At 41.4% G+C, this 16834-nt stretch carries 22 protein-coding genes, 4 riboswitches and 1 other annotated feature; of the genes, 2 read left to right on the top strand and 20 right to left on the bottom strand.

Going from position 1 to position 16834, the window contains the following annotated elements:
- Positions 1–9: 9 nt before the first annotated feature.
- The 3 genes from rpmA to rplU are packed head-to-tail and all read right to left on the bottom strand — an operon-like array spanning position 10 to position 975.
- Positions 10–318: a 50S ribosomal protein L27 gene (gene rpmA, locus E4K67_RS01885; RefSeq protein ID WP_135544706.1), complete on the bottom strand. Its 309-nt coding sequence runs from the start codon at positions 316–318 to the stop codon at positions 10–12.
- Positions 312–686: a ribosomal-processing cysteine protease Prp gene (locus E4K67_RS01880; protein ID WP_420841512.1), complete on the bottom strand. Its 375-nt coding sequence runs from the start codon at positions 684–686 to the stop codon at positions 312–314. The genes rpmA and E4K67_RS01880 overlap by 7 nt, the downstream gene beginning before the upstream one ends.
- Positions 664–975 carry a 50S ribosomal protein L21 gene (gene rplU / locus E4K67_RS01875; RefSeq protein WP_135544705.1) on the bottom strand — a complete coding sequence of 104 codons (312 nt, stop codon included), beginning with the start codon at positions 973–975 and terminating at the stop codon, positions 664–666. The genes E4K67_RS01880 and rplU overlap by 23 nt, the downstream gene beginning before the upstream one ends.
- A 12-nt stretch (positions 976–987) precedes the next feature.
- Positions 988–1072 (bottom strand) — a sequence feature (ribosomal protein L21 leader region).
- Positions 1073–1334: 262 nt separating this feature from the next.
- Here rplU and E4K67_RS31005 point away from each other — a divergent pair.
- A complete protein-coding gene (locus E4K67_RS31005; RefSeq protein WP_274594822.1) occupies positions 1335–1457 on the top strand; it encodes a hypothetical protein in 123 nt (40 codons plus the stop codon).
- A gap of 36 nt (positions 1458–1493) precedes the next feature.
- Here E4K67_RS31005 and E4K67_RS01870 read toward each other — a convergent pair whose 3' ends face one another.
- The 8 genes from E4K67_RS01870 to E4K67_RS29595 form a co-directional block, all read right to left on the bottom strand.
- Positions 1494–1727, bottom strand: a complete 234-nt coding sequence (locus E4K67_RS01870) for a hypothetical protein (protein WP_135544704.1) — start codon at positions 1725–1727, stop codon at positions 1494–1496.
- A 103-nt stretch (positions 1728–1830) separates the two neighbouring features.
- A complete protein-coding gene (locus E4K67_RS01865) occupies positions 1831–2496 on the bottom strand; it encodes a hypothetical protein (protein ID WP_243454299.1) in 666 nt (221 codons plus the stop codon).
- Between the two features lie 214 nt (positions 2497–2710).
- Complete coding sequence (locus E4K67_RS01860; protein ID WP_135544702.1) at positions 2711–3514, bottom strand: TPM domain-containing protein; 804 nt, start codon at positions 3512–3514, stop codon at positions 2711–2713.
- 36 nt (positions 3515–3550) lie between these two features.
- Positions 3551–4102, bottom strand: coding sequence for a LemA family protein (locus tag E4K67_RS01855; protein WP_135544701.1), 552 nt, complete (start codon positions 4100–4102; stop codon positions 3551–3553).
- A gap of 217 nt (positions 4103–4319) precedes the next feature.
- Positions 4320–5168, bottom strand: coding sequence for a transglutaminase domain-containing protein (locus E4K67_RS01850; protein WP_135544700.1), 849 nt, complete (start codon positions 5166–5168; stop codon positions 4320–4322).
- A 180-nt stretch (positions 5169–5348) separates the two neighbouring features.
- Positions 5349–5433, bottom strand: a riboswitch (cyclic di-GMP riboswitch).
- A gap of 49 nt (positions 5434–5482) precedes the next feature.
- Positions 5483–5674, bottom strand: a complete 192-nt coding sequence (locus E4K67_RS01845; RefSeq protein ID WP_135544699.1) for a hypothetical protein — start codon at positions 5672–5674, stop codon at positions 5483–5485.
- An 87-nt stretch (positions 5675–5761) separates the two neighbouring features.
- Positions 5762–5846: riboswitch (cyclic di-GMP riboswitch) on the bottom strand.
- A 378-nt stretch (positions 5847–6224) separates the two neighbouring features.
- Positions 6225–6635, bottom strand: a complete 411-nt coding sequence (locus E4K67_RS01840; protein WP_243454298.1) for an Rpn family recombination-promoting nuclease/putative transposase — start codon at positions 6633–6635, stop codon at positions 6225–6227.
- Positions 6636–6676: 41 nt separating this feature from the next.
- Positions 6677–6853 carry a hypothetical protein gene (locus E4K67_RS29595; RefSeq protein ID WP_158408370.1) on the bottom strand — a complete coding sequence of 59 codons (177 nt, stop codon included), beginning with the start codon at positions 6851–6853 and terminating at the stop codon, positions 6677–6679.
- A gap of 84 nt (positions 6854–6937) precedes the next feature.
- Positions 6938–7023: riboswitch (cyclic di-GMP riboswitch) on the bottom strand.
- A gap of 362 nt (positions 7024–7385) precedes the next feature.
- Between E4K67_RS29595 and E4K67_RS01835 the strand changes: the two genes are divergently transcribed.
- Positions 7386–7895 carry a hypothetical protein gene (locus E4K67_RS01835; protein ID WP_135544698.1) on the top strand — a complete coding sequence of 170 codons (510 nt, stop codon included), beginning with the start codon at positions 7386–7388 and terminating at the stop codon, positions 7893–7895.
- 198 nt (positions 7896–8093) lie between these two features.
- Here the strand turns inward: E4K67_RS01835 and E4K67_RS01830 are convergent, their stop codons facing one another.
- From E4K67_RS01830 to E4K67_RS01785, 9 genes are all read right to left on the bottom strand, one after another.
- Positions 8094–9008 (bottom strand): Rpn family recombination-promoting nuclease/putative transposase, encoded by a 915-nt coding sequence (locus E4K67_RS01830; protein WP_135544697.1) that lies wholly within the window; start codon positions 9006–9008, stop codon positions 8094–8096.
- 509 nt (positions 9009–9517) lie between these two features.
- Positions 9518–9961 carry a hypothetical protein gene (locus E4K67_RS01820; protein ID WP_135544695.1) on the bottom strand — a complete coding sequence of 148 codons (444 nt, stop codon included), beginning with the start codon at positions 9959–9961 and terminating at the stop codon, positions 9518–9520.
- A complete protein-coding gene (locus E4K67_RS01815) occupies positions 9954–10403 on the bottom strand; it encodes a hypothetical protein (protein ID WP_135544694.1) in 450 nt (149 codons plus the stop codon). Before E4K67_RS01815 ends, E4K67_RS01820 begins: the two co-directional genes overlap by 8 nt.
- Before the next feature lie 39 nt (positions 10404–10442).
- The gene (locus E4K67_RS01810) at positions 10443–11510 is read right to left on the bottom strand and encodes a DUF3231 family protein (RefSeq protein WP_135544693.1); all 1068 of its coding nucleotides are present in this window, start codon (positions 11508–11510) and stop codon (positions 10443–10445) included.
- Between the two features lie 285 nt (positions 11511–11795).
- Positions 11796–11880: riboswitch (cyclic di-GMP riboswitch) on the bottom strand.
- Between the two features lie 94 nt (positions 11881–11974).
- Entirely contained in the window at positions 11975–12691 is a 717-nt protein-coding gene (locus E4K67_RS01805) for an ABC transporter ATP-binding protein (RefSeq protein ID WP_135544692.1), read from the bottom strand.
- A gap of 129 nt (positions 12692–12820) precedes the next feature.
- The gene (locus E4K67_RS01800) at positions 12821–13585 is read right to left on the bottom strand and encodes an ABC transporter ATP-binding protein (RefSeq protein WP_135544691.1); all 765 of its coding nucleotides are present in this window, start codon (positions 13583–13585) and stop codon (positions 12821–12823) included.
- The gene (locus E4K67_RS01795; protein ID WP_135544690.1) at positions 13569–14531 is read right to left on the bottom strand and encodes a branched-chain amino acid ABC transporter permease; all 963 of its coding nucleotides are present in this window, start codon (positions 14529–14531) and stop codon (positions 13569–13571) included. Before E4K67_RS01795 ends, E4K67_RS01800 begins: the two co-directional genes overlap by 17 nt.
- Positions 14528–15379, bottom strand: a complete 852-nt coding sequence (locus tag E4K67_RS01790; protein ID WP_135544689.1) for a branched-chain amino acid ABC transporter permease — start codon at positions 15377–15379, stop codon at positions 14528–14530. Before E4K67_RS01790 ends, E4K67_RS01795 begins: the two co-directional genes overlap by 4 nt.
- 68 nt (positions 15380–15447) lie before the next feature.
- A complete protein-coding gene (locus E4K67_RS01785) occupies positions 15448–16812 on the bottom strand; it encodes an ABC transporter substrate-binding protein (protein WP_135544688.1) in 1365 nt (454 codons plus the stop codon).
- Positions 16813–16834 lie beyond the last annotated feature (22 nt).

Here is a 16834-nt window from a genome sequence, read left to right as displayed (position 1 = left end):
AAATACAGCTTATTGGGCTACTGCCAATGGTGTTGCTGGGCGATCAGGATAGATACTAACTTGTTTGCGCTTCCGGTCTTTATGCTCAAACTTAACATAACCGGAGATCAGAGCATATAAGGTATCATCTTTACCCAAACCACAGTTTTTAGCGGGATGAAACTTCGTTCCGCGTTGTCGTACGATAATCGTACCTGCGTTTACGAATTGGCCATCGCCACGTTTTACGCCAAGACGTTGAGAATTACTGTCCCGACCATTCCGTGAGCTACCAACCCCTTTTTTATGGGCGAAGAGTTGAAGATTCATTTTTAGCATGGAGTCCACCTCCTTCGATCTATAAATATATAGTCTTGACCATAAGTCGCATGTATCTGTTCAATGCCTAGAGTCATAGTTTGCAAAATCCACTGAGCCTTTTCCAATTCTAGCTCCGGTATTCCAACAAGTTCACAGGTGAGATGTCCATCTGCCTCCTGCAAAATAGGGGCTACCGACAAGAAATGTTCTAAGCCATTGGAAGCCGCAATACTCAATGCGGAAATCCCCGCACAGACTATGTCTTGACCAGAATCTGCATATCCAGCATGTCCGGACAACTCAAATTTACGTATTCGCCCTTGATCATCCGCCCATATTATGAAACGAATGCCATCTTGACTCTTACGCTTGGAGTGCTTCGACAAGAACTTTTGTGTAGGGTTGTCGATGTCCTTGTTTGCGTCGATAGTTCTTCTTGGCCTTGAATTTGAAGACAATTATCTTCTCCCCTTTACCGTGCTCCACAACTTTTAGCACTGCTGTAGCACCAGCTACAACTGGGGTTCCTATATTAACCACACCGTCTTTTTCCACGAGGAGAACCTTATCAATTGTTACGGAATCTCCTACGTTAGCCTCCAATTTTTCAACGTAAAATACGTCGCCTTCTTGAACGCGGAACTGTTTACCACCGGTTTCAATCACTGCGTACATTTTATTACACCTCCCATGCCCTAGACTCGCCATTGCAGGTCGATTTTTAAAGACTTAAAAACCTGTTAATACCTGATTCGAGCGGTTGCGGTGAGAAGTCACCACATTTAAACATTTTAGCATCTGAGCATATTATTTGTCAAGCATATTCGCTAAGAATCGAACTTCAAATACCCATTGGGAATAAAAAGCATTGCAATTCTCTCCCGCCTGCCTACTCCTTGGCGTGAGCAAGATAGCTTAGAGGGGAAAGTCCTTGTCGCACATGGTTAAATTTCTTCTGTTATCCACGGTCTAGAAGAAGGAATTGTGCTAGTAACGCAGAATATTATAACCATATATTGTAAGGAGTGATAAATATGCCTTGGAAGCGACTCAAGACCCCAACCTTTAGTCTGCCAACTCGTCAAGAACTCCTGATCCTTGCTATTTCATCGATCATCGGACTGCTCGCAATTGCCTTCTTCGCCCTGCGATCTTAATAACACGGTATAATTTATCAGTGATTTCGCAAGATACTATCTCAACCTGCTCGTTTTCAACTGGTCACTAAGCATAGGGCAAGTGGATTTTTTCCCTTCTAAGGCCTTGCTCGGTTGACGACTTACTTCTATTCCTCTATTCAAAAGATCCGGCGCTTCTTGACGAGAATTTATAGTGTGAATATCTTGTTTTATGACTTTAATGTCTTTCTTCATAATTTCAAGTAAACCAATAATATTACTGAACATCTCTCGAGTTTCATGATCCACGTCATCAATCCCCCCTCGATAATCTTTTAATACTGCTTCTGCCCTCTATCTCACTGGCTGCTAGGGTGCGCTTCATCCCGACCAAATGAGCAAATAGTGTCGCTCAAAGGCCCGCTTTACCCAAGAGCTGTGAGCGCATACTGGACTTAGCATTTCCATATTCACTCTTCTTCGTACCAATAATATCCGTGGGCAGATTATTCTCAATCAGTTCGGCCTGCATCATATTTAAGGCACCGTAAAATTGACTGTCCACATTAGCCTCGAGCATAGTTCCTGCTTGAATATATTTTTGGACCAACTCTGAACGCTTCAAGGTGCCAGCTTTGTTACCCTGCCTATACTCCTGAACTGCTGCCGAATACAGTGTATCTAAACGGCTCAAGGCAACATTCTGTAAATAATCAAACTGACGCTTATACTTACTATTAATTTCGTCTTGAATCTGTTTCGCAACAGCACCTTCGTTCACAGAAGTTGAAGCGGTCGCGTTTTTGCCTGCCTCTGGGTCTTTTGCCTTTTCCACCATAGATTCAAGCATTGAGGTATCAAGCTTATTTTCCAAATCAACTGATTTTGTATCATTTACAGTTCCTGAATTATTAGAGGCCGAGACTTCATCAAACGAAGTAAAAAAACCCGCCCCAAATTGGTTATTAAGTTGTTGTTCAATTTCCGGGTCTGGAGTAAAAAATTTATTGTATCCCCAAAAAACAACCAGTGCCATAAATATGACTATAATTCCTGTGATTTTTAGATATTTTTTCATAATTTCTCCAAACAAATAAATAAATATTAAAGATTAACAAGATACGTATGCCTGCGCTGGAACACTCAAGTTTTCCTGGAGGTAATATCCCGCTCTAGCATGAAGGATTTGGATTTAGTCTTTTCACACATGGTATATTATACCATGATATAAATTTTCCTTCAATTGATTCTGACAAATCAATGCATTAGATTCCATCCAAGGAACCCAATGGTTACCACCCTCTGGAGCTACCTCCGCCTCCACCTGAACCACCACCGCCGCCGAATCCACCACGACCACCACCGCCACCGCCTCCTCCTCTGCCCCGGAGCAACATTCCCAAAATAAGGCCAAAGAAGAAGCCGTTAAAGAGACGCCGATCGACATAGAACAACAGGATGATAAAGAGAAAGGAAATAACTTTAACCCAGGTTGGCATAGGTGTCTCCACTCCGGATGACGATGCATCAGGCACAGGCATCACGAGTGCTGAATTGGGATCTAGGGTTACTTGATACTCCTTAGCCACTTCCAAGGCTAAAGCACTGTATCCATTCAAGATACCTTGGTTATAATCATTCTTTTTAAAAGAAGGAATCATATACTCATCCTGAATCTGACCCGTCTTGGCATCCGGCAAGGCTCCTTCCAGCCCATACCCGACCTCAATCCGCGAGACCCGATCCGTTGTGGACACAAGAAGGAGCAACCCATTGTTCAAATTTTTATCCCCAATTCCCTTTACCTTTTTATCAGTTTCCCATTCCCGTAGGATAGCTAAAGCCTGTTCCTCAAGGGATACTCCCTTTAGACTACTTAGAGTGACAACCACGATCTCAGCTTTCGTTTTTTGCATCAGCTCAGCCGATGTACGAGTGATTAATTGTTCCGTAGCTGGATCAAGAACATTGGCCTGATCTACAAGGAAATAATTCACGTTGCTCCGCTCAGGAATAGGAAGGGTTGCTGCTCTTAAAGGGGAAGCAATGGAGAGTATTAGCAAAACTAACACAGCGAGAAGGGGTATCCTTTTCATGAGGCTTCATTCCCTTCGACAAATCTTTCTTTACGTCTAAAATTTAACCTCGGGAACATTCTCTACATTAGCAGTCGGTTTAAAGTAGTCTCGTTGCCCAAAGCCCAGGAGCCCGGCATAGAGAGATGAAGGAATCGTCTTGATTTTGGCATTATAGCTTTGAACAGTATTATTGTAGTCCATACGAGCCACAGCAATACGGTTTTCCGTACCAGCCAGCTCATCTTGCAAAGCACGAAAGTTTGCATCGGATTTAAGCTGTGGATAATTTTCAGAGATGGCTAATAATCTTCCTAGAGCACCGGTGACTGCCTGATCAGCCTGAGCTGCAGCGCCCACGCTTGTAGCACCCGCTAATTTGGACCTTGCCTCAGCAACCTCAGTAAAGATTTCTTTTTCTTGTGAGGCATATCCCTTCACGGTCTCCACCAAATTCGGAATTAAATCTGCTCTGCGCTGTAACTGGTTTTGAACTTGACTCCAGCTTCCATTGACACCTTCGGACATTTTTACTAGGTTATTATAACCAGAAACTAGCATGACACCCAGCAAGACAATTATACCCACTGGAATTAACCATTTTTTCATCAGGAACGCCTCCTATTTTTCTACCTAAATTTACTCTAGTTTAACATTAGATATTCACGCAAACAACTTTTACAGTTAGGAATTTTCGCACTGTCCCTTCTGCAGTTAGGGATCATATATATAGAAGCAAAACTAAAAAGAGAGAAGCAGCATCATAGAATGCAACTTCTCTCTTCTTACTCAAGTATAGATATCTACTAAAAAGTCAGGACGGGTCTTATTCTCGCTTCATTAACAATTGGCTTGATTCCTGATTGCTTTTACTGCTCTTAGCTGTTTCCGGCTGATACACGGTCAGTGCTTGAGGGAGTTTTGTCTTATCCCAAACAAAACCGTTCTTAGTCATATAAGCATCTGTCTTATTATAGTACTTAGTTGTGTTTCCACGTACATCATTATTCGTAGCATCAAACTGATACCAGTTACCATCAATTTGCACCATATTCCAAGCATGTAACCCTCCCGGAATAGAACCCGAAACTATTATAGTTTTTATTCCTGCCTCTGTTAACATTTTCTCGGCTAACATAGCATACCCTGAACACACGGTTTTCCCGCTTGTCAAAGCTGAGTACGCTGTTCTTTGTTGCACTTTATAATCATAAGCTACATTTTTGAGAATCCAGTCATGAATGGCCTTCTCTTTTTCAAAATCCGTCATAGTGGCCGTTATAATAGTAGGCACAATTTCTTTTACTTGTGATGTAACGAAATTTTCTTGATCCATTGTAGTCAAATATTCCACAGTAAAATTGATACTCGCTTTGCCTGCTTCTCCAGAGACTTGATACCTGATAGTTGTCCAGGACAGGTGCAAGTAACCATCACTTTCTTCAGCTTGTTTCGTAACAATCCCAAGGCTTCCCAGCATCTTAGTAGTGTCCCCGACATAATTAATGGTAAAATTTGACTCTCTGTTAATCATATCCTCTTTAATTGCCTGCTCAAGCTGTGTTAAATCCGTAGCTGTTTCACCATTAGCCAATGCGTTAAACGGATTGGATGCCAAACATGTCATAGACAAGAGTAATACGAGGACAAACTTTATCGCTCTCTGTTTTAACATTTATATATACTCATCTCCTTAAAAGTTTGATCCTGATCCATAATTCACCCGAATTTTTTCACAGACAATAAAAAAAATCGCTAAGCCTAAAAAAGGCGTAGCGATAATGGTCATGGTAAACCACTAAAAAAAGTCGCTAAGCCTAAAAATAGGCATAGCGACATGCGAAACGTTTGTTTGTTCGGTGGCTTGGCAATCATCAGCTTTACCTGGAAGACCCATAGCTTTGCGTCCTTAGTTTTCACTAAGTTTGCCATTATCGCTAACATTATGAAATTAAAGTTATACTATTTGTTTATCCACTTATTACCTTGTTACACCATGCCATGTGTAACACTTCTGGGATAGGAGCATTCGTCAACGAGACCAAGCGGTTTCTCAGGCTTTAAAGAATTGTCTTCCTTGTTTCGTAGTTCATTGATCAGTCTTTCTTTAGCGTGAGCGCCATAATTAAAAGCTAATATTATTGCCAAAACAAGTAAATAAAGAAGTACAAATTTCAACATAAATCTTCATCTCCTTAATTTCTTTTACAATAGAAAACAAAAAAATCGCTCAACCTTTAAAAGGCAAAGCGATAATCGCGGTAGTTGTTCGGTAGCTTGGCAGTCATCAGCTTTACCTGGAAGACCCATAGCTTTGCGTCCTTAGTTTTCACTAAGTTTGCCATTATCGCTAACATTATAAACTATCATATTATATTATAGCTAATAATAACATAAGAAGTGTGCAATTAATGTCGAAAGAAGACAAACTAAATAATATATTCTGGGAGAGCCACCCTCCCTTAATGCAATCAACAAAAGGGGGGCTTTCGTTAGACTCAAAATCAGGGTTCTCGATGCAAGCAATATAATTAAGCCTGTTCGTAATCGACTGGTTCACCATGAGTGAAGGTGGTTTAGTTTTAGCTGCCTCAATCAACCTGAGCGTCTCGGCTACTCTCAGAGTATTTATTCACATAACTGCATTATGTTACATTGAAGAGCCCTTAGAAGGCCTGATATTGTTGGCTTTAAGGGATCCTTGGTGAGCCGTTCCGCCGAGTACTCGCCTTTAGTTTGATAGTTCTGCTTTGAGCTTCTGCACAGTTTCTAAGGGCAGATCGGTTATCTCAGCAATGTCTTCTAATGACAATCCTTTTTTTAATGCATTTCGGGCTGCCTCTAACTTACCTTCTGCCTTCCCTTTATTCTCCGCAGTCTCTATCCTCGTTAGCTGGTCACGAAGCTCGGCTTCTCTGGCATCATACAGCATTCTTGCCTTTTCATCCTTACTGATGATCTGCAACAAATCATAAGCTTTTTTAATGTCTTTATTCTTTTCTGCTAACATCTCAATCACTCCTTTTGACTTTGCATCTAGGAATTCCATCCATTCAACGATTCGATCATTCTCATCTCTTGGAATCGCCAAATTTGCTGGCTTTACGATCTCCAGAAAATGGACCTCTAAGATGTCCGTCAACCTGTATCCGCTTTCATGTTTCCTATCTACTTATTCCTGTGTTACACCACGCCATGGGTAACGCCTCCGTCAACAAGACCAAGAGGTTTCATAGGCTTTGCAGAATTTTGTTCCTTTTCTTGTAATTCATTTTCCATTCTATCTTCAGCGTGAGCACCATAATTAAATACTAAAATTATTGCCAGAACAAGTAAATAAAGAAGTGCAAACTTCAACATTAATCTTCATCTCCTTATTTCTTTTACAATAGAAACAAAAAAATCGCTCAACCTTTAAAAGGCAAAGCGATAACGTGGCAGTTGTTCGGTAGCTTGGCTGTCATCAGCTTTACCTGGAAGACCCATAGCTTTGCGGTCCTTAGTTTTCACTAAGTTTGCTATTATCGCTAACATTATAAACTATCATATTTAATTATAGCTAATAATAACATAACAAGTGAGCAATAAATGTCGAAAAAAGACAAACAAAATAATATATTCTGCGAGAGCCACCTATAGGCTGAACGAACCACCGAGATATTGGCACTTAAAGCGTCCTTCTATCTCTATATTAAACAAAGGTTCCTGGACTCGAAAAATCCACCCTCCCTTAATGCAATCAACAAAAGGGGGGCTTTCGTTAGTAGAAACTCCCTGAGTGTAAAATGGAAAAAATTAACCAGTTAGAAACTTCTAAGTTTGTGATAAACTTGAAACACAAATGTGTAAAAATGGGCAATTAATAACAACCTTTCATAAAGGGGGATATCCAATGGTAAAGAATAAGACGAAATTGTCATTAATATTAATTGGTATCGCACTGCTCATTGGGTATTACGGGTATTCCACTTACGCTAAGAGCAAAGATTTATCGTACAATGAACTGACAAACTCTATTGAACAACACTGGTTTGAAGGTAAACCAATGAACTTTACTATTGAGTTAGAAAAAGATGTTGAAGACTTGCATTTACTGCTTTTGTCATACCAACCAGCCCCCAATTTTCCCCAAGTGACTGGACTCGCGACATTCAAACGTCTGCAAAACGGTAAATACAAATATTTTGGTTTCATGCAAAGCTCCAGCGGGATATTGCCGAAAGAGTTGACTGGTTTCGAGAGAAATTACGGAGTATTTTGCGGTATCATTACGGATAACCAACCAACTAAGTATTTGATTGATGGAGAGTTAACGGATACTTTTGAAAAGAACAAGTATTTTATTAGGGTATATGATTTGAACTCAAAATCAGGGTTCTCGATGCAAGCAATATATAATTAAGCCTGTTCGTAATCGACTGGTTCACCATGGGTGAAGGTGGTTTAGTTTTAGCTGGCTCAATCAACCTGAGCGTCTCGGCTACTCTCGCAGAGCATTTATTCACATAACTGCATTATGTTACATTGAAGAATCCCTAGAAGACCTGATATTGTTGGCCTTAAGGGATCCTTGGTGAGCCGTTCCGCCGAGTACTCGCCTTTAGTTTGATAGTTCTGCTTTGAGCTTCTGCACAGTTTCTAGGGGCAGATCGGTTATCTCAGCAATGTCTTCTAATGACAATCCTTTTTTTACCGCGTTTCGGGCTGCCTCTAACTTACCTTCTGCCTTGCCTTCGGCCTTCCCTTCGGCCTTCCCTTTATTCTCCGCTGTCTCTATCCTCGTTAGCTGGTCACGGAGCTCGGCTTCTCTGGCATCATACAGCATTCTTGCCTTTTCATCCTTACTGATGATCTGCAACAAATCATAAGCTTTTTTAATGTCTTTATTCTTTTCTGCTAACATCTCAATCACTCCTTTTGACTTTGCATCTAGGAATTCCATCCATTCAACGATTCGATCATTCTCATCTCTTGGAATCGCCAAATCTGCTAGCTTTACGATCTCCAGAAAATGGACCTCTAAGATGTCCGTCAACCTGTATCCGCTTTCAGCCTCTATCAAATGATAGCTGGAGTACACCTTTTGAAGTGGGGTACATTTGAAATCAACGATGTTGATGGTGATACATTTCTTTAGCTTAGAATAGGTATCTCCCGGCTTTACTTGACTGCTATACATCTTAGACCAGTAGAACAGGGTTCTTTCAGGCATAAACTCTGTAGGTAAGATTTGTATTTCAATATCGATTTGTTTTCCTTGTTTAGTTTTTGCCCTCACATCTAGAATTCCTTTTTTATCCTCTGCAAATTCCCTTAGAAGCTCATTATTGATGATTTCTATTCCCTCAAAGTCTTCCGCTGGAACACCTAGTACTGCACTGAGGAAGGCAATTAGAAGATCTTTATTTTTTTCGTCTCCAAAGATTAGCTTGAATACGAAGTCGACTTTTGGTGACATTAGAAATCCATCGTCCGTTGCTGTTTGTTTAGGTTTACTCTTCTTGCTCCCAGCCATTTTAACGTCAGCCGCTCTAACTATTTAATATCATATTAGCAAAAAAAATCTACAGTAGTTTCACGCACTCACCAGCACAACCATTCTATTAAAAACTAAACATAACCACCCTATAGGTCATTATACAACAACGTAAATATTAATTCCATAAAAAGGAATAGTTTGTGTTAGACATTTCTAATCATATTATATACGTCATAGTTACTAAGAGGTTCAGAGTTTTACGATTTAAGAATCCCTAGAAAGCCTGAGGTTGCCTGGCCTTAAGGGATTCTTTGGTATTGTCAGGATAACGTTTAAGTTGCGTCTGAATATTTCGGTGTTGCAGAGCCAAGTACGCACTGTCTTGAGCCACTCTATTGCTAGTTGGACCACTAATCTGAATAATACGGTTCAACAGAGCAAGCATTGTCACGAAACTAGGGGTCCGTTTCACATCTTTTTTTGACATATATTTGGAGTCTATTACTGCGCATAGGTAAAAACTTCAGCAGTAAAATAATTTGAAATCAGCTAAGCCAAAAGCTAAATCTTACAGTTAATAAGCCTATTAATATATGTTTCAAAATTTCAATAGCTGCTGGTCCTGAAGAAATATTTGCAGAAGGCTTTACCCAAAACTTAGAAGTTAACCCTCTATGCATTATTAGCCAGTAAAAAGCACCAACACCCATACCTTTTAGATATGCATTGCTGGCTCCAGTAAATAATAAAACGAGACCAATGATTATGCCTGCGCCCGCCCCCATAATAAAATGCCCCATAAGACCCACTGCCTGAGCACTAAGCTTATCCAATGGTTCGTCATCAGGTAGTAGTATAGATGCTGCGTAAGTGATAACTGTATTTTCGATTGTATGGAATTTGTATTGTAAATAATCAATAGCCGTTTCAATAACCACAGCCATCATTCCTGCAAGGACCATCTTAGTAAAATAATCGAGTTCAATCATGGGTCTTATTACATATAGGGGATTGTAATACCAAGACAGTTACAATCCCCCATAGAATCGATAAAACTAAAGTGGACAATACCATGATTGGTGAAAGTGTTTCATAGAGCCTTGGGCCAATCAATGTAGGGAAGAAGGTAGTATGTACTGGCCAGAAAACCAATGATATACCAATCCCTTTTATGAACGCGTAATCATATCCCGTCCATTTGAGTAAGTAAGTAAGTATAACTCCAGCAAATGAGCCCGCCATTATGTTACTTACTACTCCTAAGAATAAAGGGAGAGTTGAAATTGCAGTTCCAGGGGGGGTAATAAATACTGCTGCATAATGTGTAAGAGTTGATGGTAAGACCCCTAACATGAAAAGTATCCAGTTGATAACTCCATAGACTATAGTTGCAATAAGTCCCGCAATACTACCACGCATTAGAGTGTCCATTTCTAATAACCGCCTTTTATTTCTAGAATATAATATTGACTAGTTAATTAATTCTTTACGGTTAGCTGTTTGGGGGACTTTCTCTAGCCATCCGCTTTCAATCATTAATTCTGCTCCGTCTTTTGCTAAAGAAAGAACCTCCATCACAAGATTAGCGAAGGTAGCTGCCAAGTCCTTTCTGGCATTATTTGACAACGAAAGTCCGTATTCAGCAATAATAGTGGCTATAACAACGGTTACGTGACACATGATTAATTTATCACTATGCGGAGATTCAGTTGAGTCGGTCACCAAATTGGCTGTTAATATTGGTTGAGGTAAATCTTCATCCTCTAAATAAGAACTAAGTTTCTTTAGTTGCTTATCAGCGGTTTGTTTTGCTTGCGAGATAAAACGCTTGACCTTCTCAGACTTAACAACTTGAGCATAACCCAAATTCAAGGTTTTCAATAACTGCTTAGTCTCCATCAATGTGACGATATGACTGATTTCAATTGCATTAAGAGGTCTTTGATTTCCCAGACCCAATATAGAGCCAAGATAATCCGTGTTATGTACAAAATCGACCCTGTCAGGAATCATAATACTCGGACATTTTTCTAATAACCCTTTTGCTAATAATACCTCCGTTGCTTTTTGATGCACCTCTTGAGACGTATTTAGGCATTCAGAAAAATAACGACGAACATCAGAACGAGACGATGTACTTAGAGATTTACTATAATTTATTAGGATAAACTTGTGCATAAGCCTAGTATATTGAAGTGTAAAAGACTCGGAAAACAACTGCTTAGCATTGACATCGACATCATTTTCACCGTAAGCTTCAGGAATAGGATGATGAATCGAATTAAAGATGTCCTCCATAGTGTTTATCCGTTGGCTTGAGACATCAAGTGCGCGTTGTAAAACAGCGTGAATATCAGGGTCCTTAGATTTGGCTACATAATACTTGAGAAAACACACAGACATACATTCCGCTAAGTAACTAGTCCAAAGATGACCAACTTCAGACGCTGAAGGTAAAATATCAGACAAATTGTGTTGGACGGCTCCAAAAAGAACTTGCTCTGTGTTACATTGATGTTGTTGTTGTAAGTCGCTCATAACTAAGCCTCCATTATTATTAAACATGCCTCGTTATTATTTACCCTATTGATATATGATATTCTTCATATTTTCTCCGTTCAACGACTACAAGAGCGACATCCCTTAGATACAATCGTAGTTGATGTAATCATCGCATGTACCAGAACAAGGAATGAGGCACGCTATAGGGCAACTAGTTAATTGAGAAGCCCTATTCCTTACCTATTGAAAAGAAATAATAAGAAGGTATCTCCCAATGAGAAGCGGGAGATACCTTCTTATTATTTGACTGTGTTGTATTATATTGGTTGCTTGGCAGTCATCAGCTTTACCTAGAAGACCCATAGCTTTGCGTCCTTAGTTTTCACTAAGTTTGCCATTATCGCTAACATTATTAGCTGTAATATTTTATTATAGCTAATTAATAAAATAAGGAGTGGTCAATTAATGTCGAAAAAAGACAGGTTAAACAATATATAATATTATACTCCCAGAAATTGATGCTGGCTTTCTTTATCCGCCCGGAAATCCTCGGCTGTCCCCTCATAAACAATTCGCCCGTTAACTAATACGTATACTCTCTGCGCCACTCTGAGAGCAAGCTCTAAATTTTGTTCCACGATGAGGATTGAAATTCCTTGCTCAGTGAGTTGATGACACAGGTCAATAACTCGGTCAATCACCATCGTAGAGATCCCTTCTGAAGGTTCATCCATCAAAAGGATTTCAGGATTACTCACCAAGGCCCTGCCAATAGCCAAAATCTGTTGTTCCCCGCCACTAAGTTTGGTGCCACTAACCTTTCTCCGAGCTGCAATCTCGGGAAATAGTTCGAAGATCCGTTCGGGATTCCATTCCTTAGCTTTACTTTTACCAGGGCGGTAAGCTACCAGAAGATGTTCTTCAACCGAAAGGGATGGGAATAAGAGCCACCCTTGAGGTACATAGGCAATTCCCTTTTTGGCAATTTCATAGGTTTTTGCTTGATTAAGCGTTTCTCCCTTGAAGAGCACATCCCCTTCTACTTTAATATCCTGTAGGCGAAGGATTGACTTCAACAGAGTCGATTTTCCCATCCCATTTCTCCCGAGTACGGCAACTCTCTCCAGGGAATTAACAGTGAGAGACACCTCTTGAAGAACATGTGATTTCCCATAGTAGGAATTTAGATTATTAATCTTTAAAATTGCTTCTCCCATGTTTCCCTTCCTTATTCTCCAAATTTTTCTCACCTATCCAAACCACTAACCCCAACAAAAAATCAAACTGCACTCAAACAAAATCAGCTACAAGCAACTACGAACAACTACAAGCAACCTAAAAACGTCTCAGCCCAACTTGTAAATCTTCTTGACCTCTGGATTCGACTTGATCTCCTCAGGTCGCCCTTCCGCGATCACCCTGCCATGATCCAGTACTGTCACATCATCGGTCAAACTTAAAGCAAAATCCATATCATGCTCGATGACTAAGATGATCTTTTCCGCCGCTAATTTCCGGATCAACTTGCCCATGAAAACCCTTTCGTTCGGGGACAACCCTGCCATCGGTTCATCAAAGAAGATTATTCTGGGATTAGAGGAGATAGCCATACCCAACTCCAGTTGCCGCTGTTCACCGTGGGCCAAACTACTCACGAGAGTTTGGCGTTTACCCTCTAAACCAACACTGGCTAAGACTTCCTCGATCCGTTGCACTCGTTTATACGACTTCATCCATGACGTCCAGAGACTTGAGAAATCCCCTTGGGAATTCCACTGTTTATCTTTTAACGAGAGATAGAGATTTTCCTCAACCGTCAGTTCTTTAAATAAGTTAGAAATTTGGTAAGTCCGAGTTAACCCCAGCTCACTCCTCTTCTGAATCTTTGCTTGACTAATATCCACCCCAAACAGGTAGATTTCCCCCTCATCCATAGGGATTTCTCCGGTAATCAGATTGAAAAGAGTGGTCTTCCCCGCTCCGTTAGGACCGATCAGAACCCGACTGCACCCTGCATCTAAGGTCAAAGAAACGTTATCAATCGCTTTGACTCCTCCAAATGACTTGGAGAGGCTGCGAACTGTTAAGGCTGGTTTACCTTCTTTTGTCATAAGGACTTCCTTTCCAAAGCTTATTCATCACGCGCTCCATAATGTCGATGACCCCTTTGGGGGCAAACATAATGACCACTAAGAATAAGATTCCGATAATCAGCAAATAACGTTGGGTGCTGCCACTTAACACAATCTCCAGAGTCTTAATAATCCCGGTGCCTAGAATTGCCCCAATAATACTGTTTACTCCACCAAAAATCGAAGCAATCATGACTTGGTTCGCTGAGTTAAGGCTGATTGAATCCGGGTTAATCAAGCCTGAGTAATAAACGTAGAAGATTCCTGCCAGTCCGGCTATGAAACTAGAAATCATAAAGGCTGCCCACTTTAATAAGGCCACATTGTAGCCAAGCATGATCATCCGCGACTCGCTTTCCCTAATGCCGCGCAGCTTCAGGCCAAACGAAGACCTCATTATGGCTGTGAGCCCTAAGACAACCAAACTAAAAACAGCCAGAGTATAATAATAGAATCCGACATTCGACCCCTGTCCTAAACCCCATAAATGGGGTACCTCAATACCAGAAATCCCATTCGTTCCTTTGGTCAGGCTAACCCATTGCAAGACGATAGCCCAAACGAGTTGACCCAAAACTAGGGTGAGCATTAGAAAATAGACTTCTTTAGAGCGATTGACCAGGAATCCAGCCAAGGCCGCAAAGGCTAAAATAATGCCTAAGGCGACAAGGACGGAATAGGGAAACAGCAAGATTTCCTTGGATTCGAGAATGGCAATTGTATAGGCGGAAATTCCCATAAAGACGGGAACCATCAGAGAAAACAATCCCAATTGTCCGGCCAAGAAGGTAAAGGCCACAGAAAGTAAACCGAAGTACATAATTCTGATCAGCATCGTGATAAAAAACTGATCCACAACCAGAGGGATTGCGGCTAAGAGAAGAATGCTGATTATTAGGGCCCAAAGCTTATAGTTCTTTCTCATAATGTCCTCCCGAATAAGCCCTTCGGCCTAATAACCAAGGTCAAAGCAACAGGGGCAAACATGAGAAATAGGGAAAATTGAGGGACATACACACTGCCGAAACTAAAGATCAAGCCGATGATAATCGAACCAATGATCGTCCCCCCAAAGCTTCCCATCCCCCCGATAATGATAATCAGGAGGGTATAGGTCAAGATGCGCCAGTCCTCACCCGGGGCTACCATCAGAAACGTTCCCCCAATGACCCCTGCCATTCCTGCCATAAAGCCAGCCAAGGAAAATACAAGCGTAAAGACAAGGCGTATATTGATTCCCAGAGCTGACACCATCTCGAAATTGTCAACCCCGGCACGGATAATCATTCCCATCTTAGTTTTATTAATTAGCAACCACAAGCCAAGCCCGATCACACAGGCAAACGTTAGGAGAAATAAGTTATAAATTGGAACATTGACGGTAAACAGGCTCACAAACCCTTTCAAAGCCTTGGGAATTGCAATCATCTTGGGGTTGCCACCCCAAATCACGACGATCAGATCAGAAATAATAATAGCCATAGAGAGTGTGATTAAGGTCTCTAGTGTCGATTTACCCCGCACACGCCTTAAGAAGAAGATTTCCTCAATGGCAGCGATCCCGCCCGCAACAAGGGCTCCGCATAATACCCCTAACCACCAGTGGCCTGTAGATTTAAGCACACTTAGGCCAATATATCCCCCAAACAAATAAAAGGCTCCGTGAGAAAGGTTGACAACCCGCAAAAGACCGAAGGACAGGTTAAGGCCAATAGCCATGATAAATAAGAGTGCTGCGAGGGTTAATCCATTGAAAAAAGTTGATAAAAACATGCAAACCCTCCCCTCTCGGGATTTCTTGGGGGAGCAAAGATTTGCTCCCCTTCACAATTACTTAGTTCCTATTTCCAACCACCATTTTTCTTTAAATCATCGACATAGCTTTGCCCGAGATATTTAGTGATATCAGCTGTATACTCACTTAGGTTGCCCGACGGATAATCCCGACCATCTGGAGGCATGGACATATATTTATCCTTAATGCTCTCGTAAGGTCCAAATTGCGTCACATCTTTATAAGTCTTAACTACAACATTGGCGAGTTTACCATCGACTTTCTTAACTTGCTTGATATAGATATCCTGCACAGCCTGGCCGTACTCATCGAAGTAGAAGTGTCCGCGCGGTGAATCAGTCACTTTAACAGCCAAGATGGCTTTTTCTAACGCAGCAATATCCTCCGTCTTACCCTCTGTGGCCTCTAAGCCTTTGAGGATAACTTTCATGGTGTCATACCCTTGAAGGGCGATAGCATCCGCTTGTTTATTGAATTTCTTTTGGAAGTCTTCCTTGAACTTCTTGTTAGCCGGGAGATCCATGCCATCGGCATAGTGCATGGAAGAGTAGAGACCTTCAAAGCTCTCGGATACTTCCGTAAGAATCGGAACATCTGGAATATTGGCTCCACCTAATAATTGGGGATAGAGTTTGCCCATGCCATACTGTTCCCATTGCTTCCAGAAGGCAATAACCTGGGCACCGCCCCCGTTATACATCACAGCATCATAATCTTTAGCCATGGTTTGAAGCTGGCCCATCATCGAACTAAAATCCAACATTTCCACCGGATGCCAAATCGTCTTAACCTCTTGTCCACCATTTTCTAAGAAACCACGTTTAAAGCCGGCAGCCTGGCCCCATGGATAAGCATAGTCCTGCCCAACCACGATCACTTTTTTGTACTTAAGGTCCTTAGCGACGAACTGACCAAAGTTAAAGATGACCTGATCAGCCGTCCAGCCAGCCCGGATAATATTAGGAGTACGATCTCTCATAGTCATATCTTGGGGGGCGGCGTAACCAGGCATCATCAGAACATCCAGGTTTTTCTTTGCCCAACCAGGTGCAGCGTCCCCTTCATGCCCCAACGATGGCCCAATGATGATATTGACTTTATCCCGTTGTTTTAAGCTGTCTAATTTGGTAACCATGACTTCAACTTCTGCCTTGGTATCTTCAATGTACAGCTTAATCGGGCGATCCTTATACTTTCCGCCTACTTCATCTAAGGCTAACTGAACCCCTTGAACAACATTTTCGCCATAGACTGTAGCCCAACCAGTCATCGGGCCAACCACCCCAATCCCGATTGGCTCACCCGTAGGTGTGGCAGGTGTAGCAGCAGGTTTAGGTGAGGAGCAGCCCACCACGGTTAAGCTCAGGATTAACGAGGCTACGAGTAACACAGACCCCAATTTCTTCTTCATTCTGCAATTCCTCCTCGATCAT

The organism is Desulfosporosinus fructosivorans (assembly GCF_004766045.1).
Taxonomy (GTDB): Bacteria; Bacillota; Desulfitobacteriia; order Desulfitobacteriales; family Desulfitobacteriaceae; genus Desulfosporosinus; species Desulfosporosinus fructosivorans.
This window is presented reverse-complemented; position numbering and strand designations above follow the sequence as displayed.

What these genes read in the sequence shown, in the direction of transcription:
- rpmA (WP_135544706.1), bottom strand. Translation starts at nt 318, where the DNA reads ATGCTAAAAATGAATCTTCAACTCTTCGCCCATAAAAAAGGGGTTGGT.
- rplU (WP_135544705.1), bottom strand. Translation starts at nt 975, where the DNA reads ATGTACGCAGTGATTGAAACCGGTGGTAAACAGTTCCGCGTTCAAGAA.
- E4K67_RS31005 (WP_274594822.1), top strand. Translation starts at nt 1,335, where the DNA reads ATGCCTTGGAAGCGACTCAAGACCCCAACCTTTAGTCTGCCAACTCGT.
- E4K67_RS01865 (WP_243454299.1), bottom strand. Translation starts at nt 2,496, where the DNA reads ATGAAAAAATATCTAAAAATCACAGGAATTATAGTCATATTTATGGCA.
- E4K67_RS01860 (WP_135544702.1), bottom strand. Translation starts at nt 3,514, where the DNA reads ATGAAAAGGATACCCCTTCTCGCTGTGTTAGTTTTGCTAATACTCTCC.
- E4K67_RS01855 (WP_135544701.1), bottom strand. Translation starts at nt 4,102, where the DNA reads ATGAAAAAATGGTTAATTCCAGTGGGTATAATTGTCTTGCTGGGTGTC.
- E4K67_RS01850 (WP_135544700.1), bottom strand. Translation starts at nt 5,168, where the DNA reads ATGTTAAAACAGAGAGCGATAAAGTTTGTCCTCGTATTACTCTTGTCT.
- E4K67_RS01845 (WP_135544699.1), bottom strand. Translation starts at nt 5,674, where the DNA reads ATGTTGAAATTTGTACTTCTTTATTTACTTGTTTTGGCAATAATATTA.
- E4K67_RS29595 (WP_158408370.1), bottom strand. Translation starts at nt 6,853, where the DNA reads ATGTTGAAGTTTGCACTTCTTTATTTACTTGTTCTGGCAATAATTTTA.
- E4K67_RS01835 (WP_135544698.1), top strand. Translation starts at nt 7,386, where the DNA reads ATGGTAAAGAATAAGACGAAATTGTCATTAATATTAATTGGTATCGCA.
- E4K67_RS01830 (WP_135544697.1), bottom strand. Translation starts at nt 9,008, where the DNA reads ATGGCTGGGAGCAAGAAGAGTAAACCTAAACAAACAGCAACGGACGAT.
- E4K67_RS01820 (WP_135544695.1), bottom strand. Translation starts at nt 9,961, where the DNA reads ATGATTGAACTCGATTATTTTACTAAGATGGTCCTTGCAGGAATGATG.
- E4K67_RS01815 (WP_135544694.1), bottom strand. Translation starts at nt 10,403, where the DNA reads ATGGACACTCTAATGCGTGGTAGTATTGCGGGACTTATTGCAACTATA.
- E4K67_RS01810 (WP_135544693.1), bottom strand. Translation starts at nt 11,510, where the DNA reads ATGAGCGACTTACAACAACAACATCAATGTAACACAGAGCAAGTTCTT.
- E4K67_RS01805 (WP_135544692.1), bottom strand. Translation starts at nt 12,691, where the DNA reads ATGGGAGAAGCAATTTTAAAGATTAATAATCTAAATTCCTACTATGGG.
- E4K67_RS01800 (WP_135544691.1), bottom strand. Translation starts at nt 13,585, where the DNA reads ATGACAAAAGAAGGTAAACCAGCCTTAACAGTTCGCAGCCTCTCCAAG.
- E4K67_RS01795 (WP_135544690.1), bottom strand. Translation starts at nt 14,531, where the DNA reads ATGAGAAAGAACTATAAGCTTTGGGCCCTAATAATCAGCATTCTTCTC.
- E4K67_RS01790 (WP_135544689.1), bottom strand. Translation starts at nt 15,379, where the DNA reads ATGTTTTTATCAACTTTTTTCAATGGATTAACCCTCGCAGCACTCTTA.
- E4K67_RS01785 (WP_135544688.1), bottom strand. Translation starts at nt 16,812, where the DNA reads ATGAAGAAGAAATTGGGGTCTGTGTTACTCGTAGCCTCGTTAATCCTG.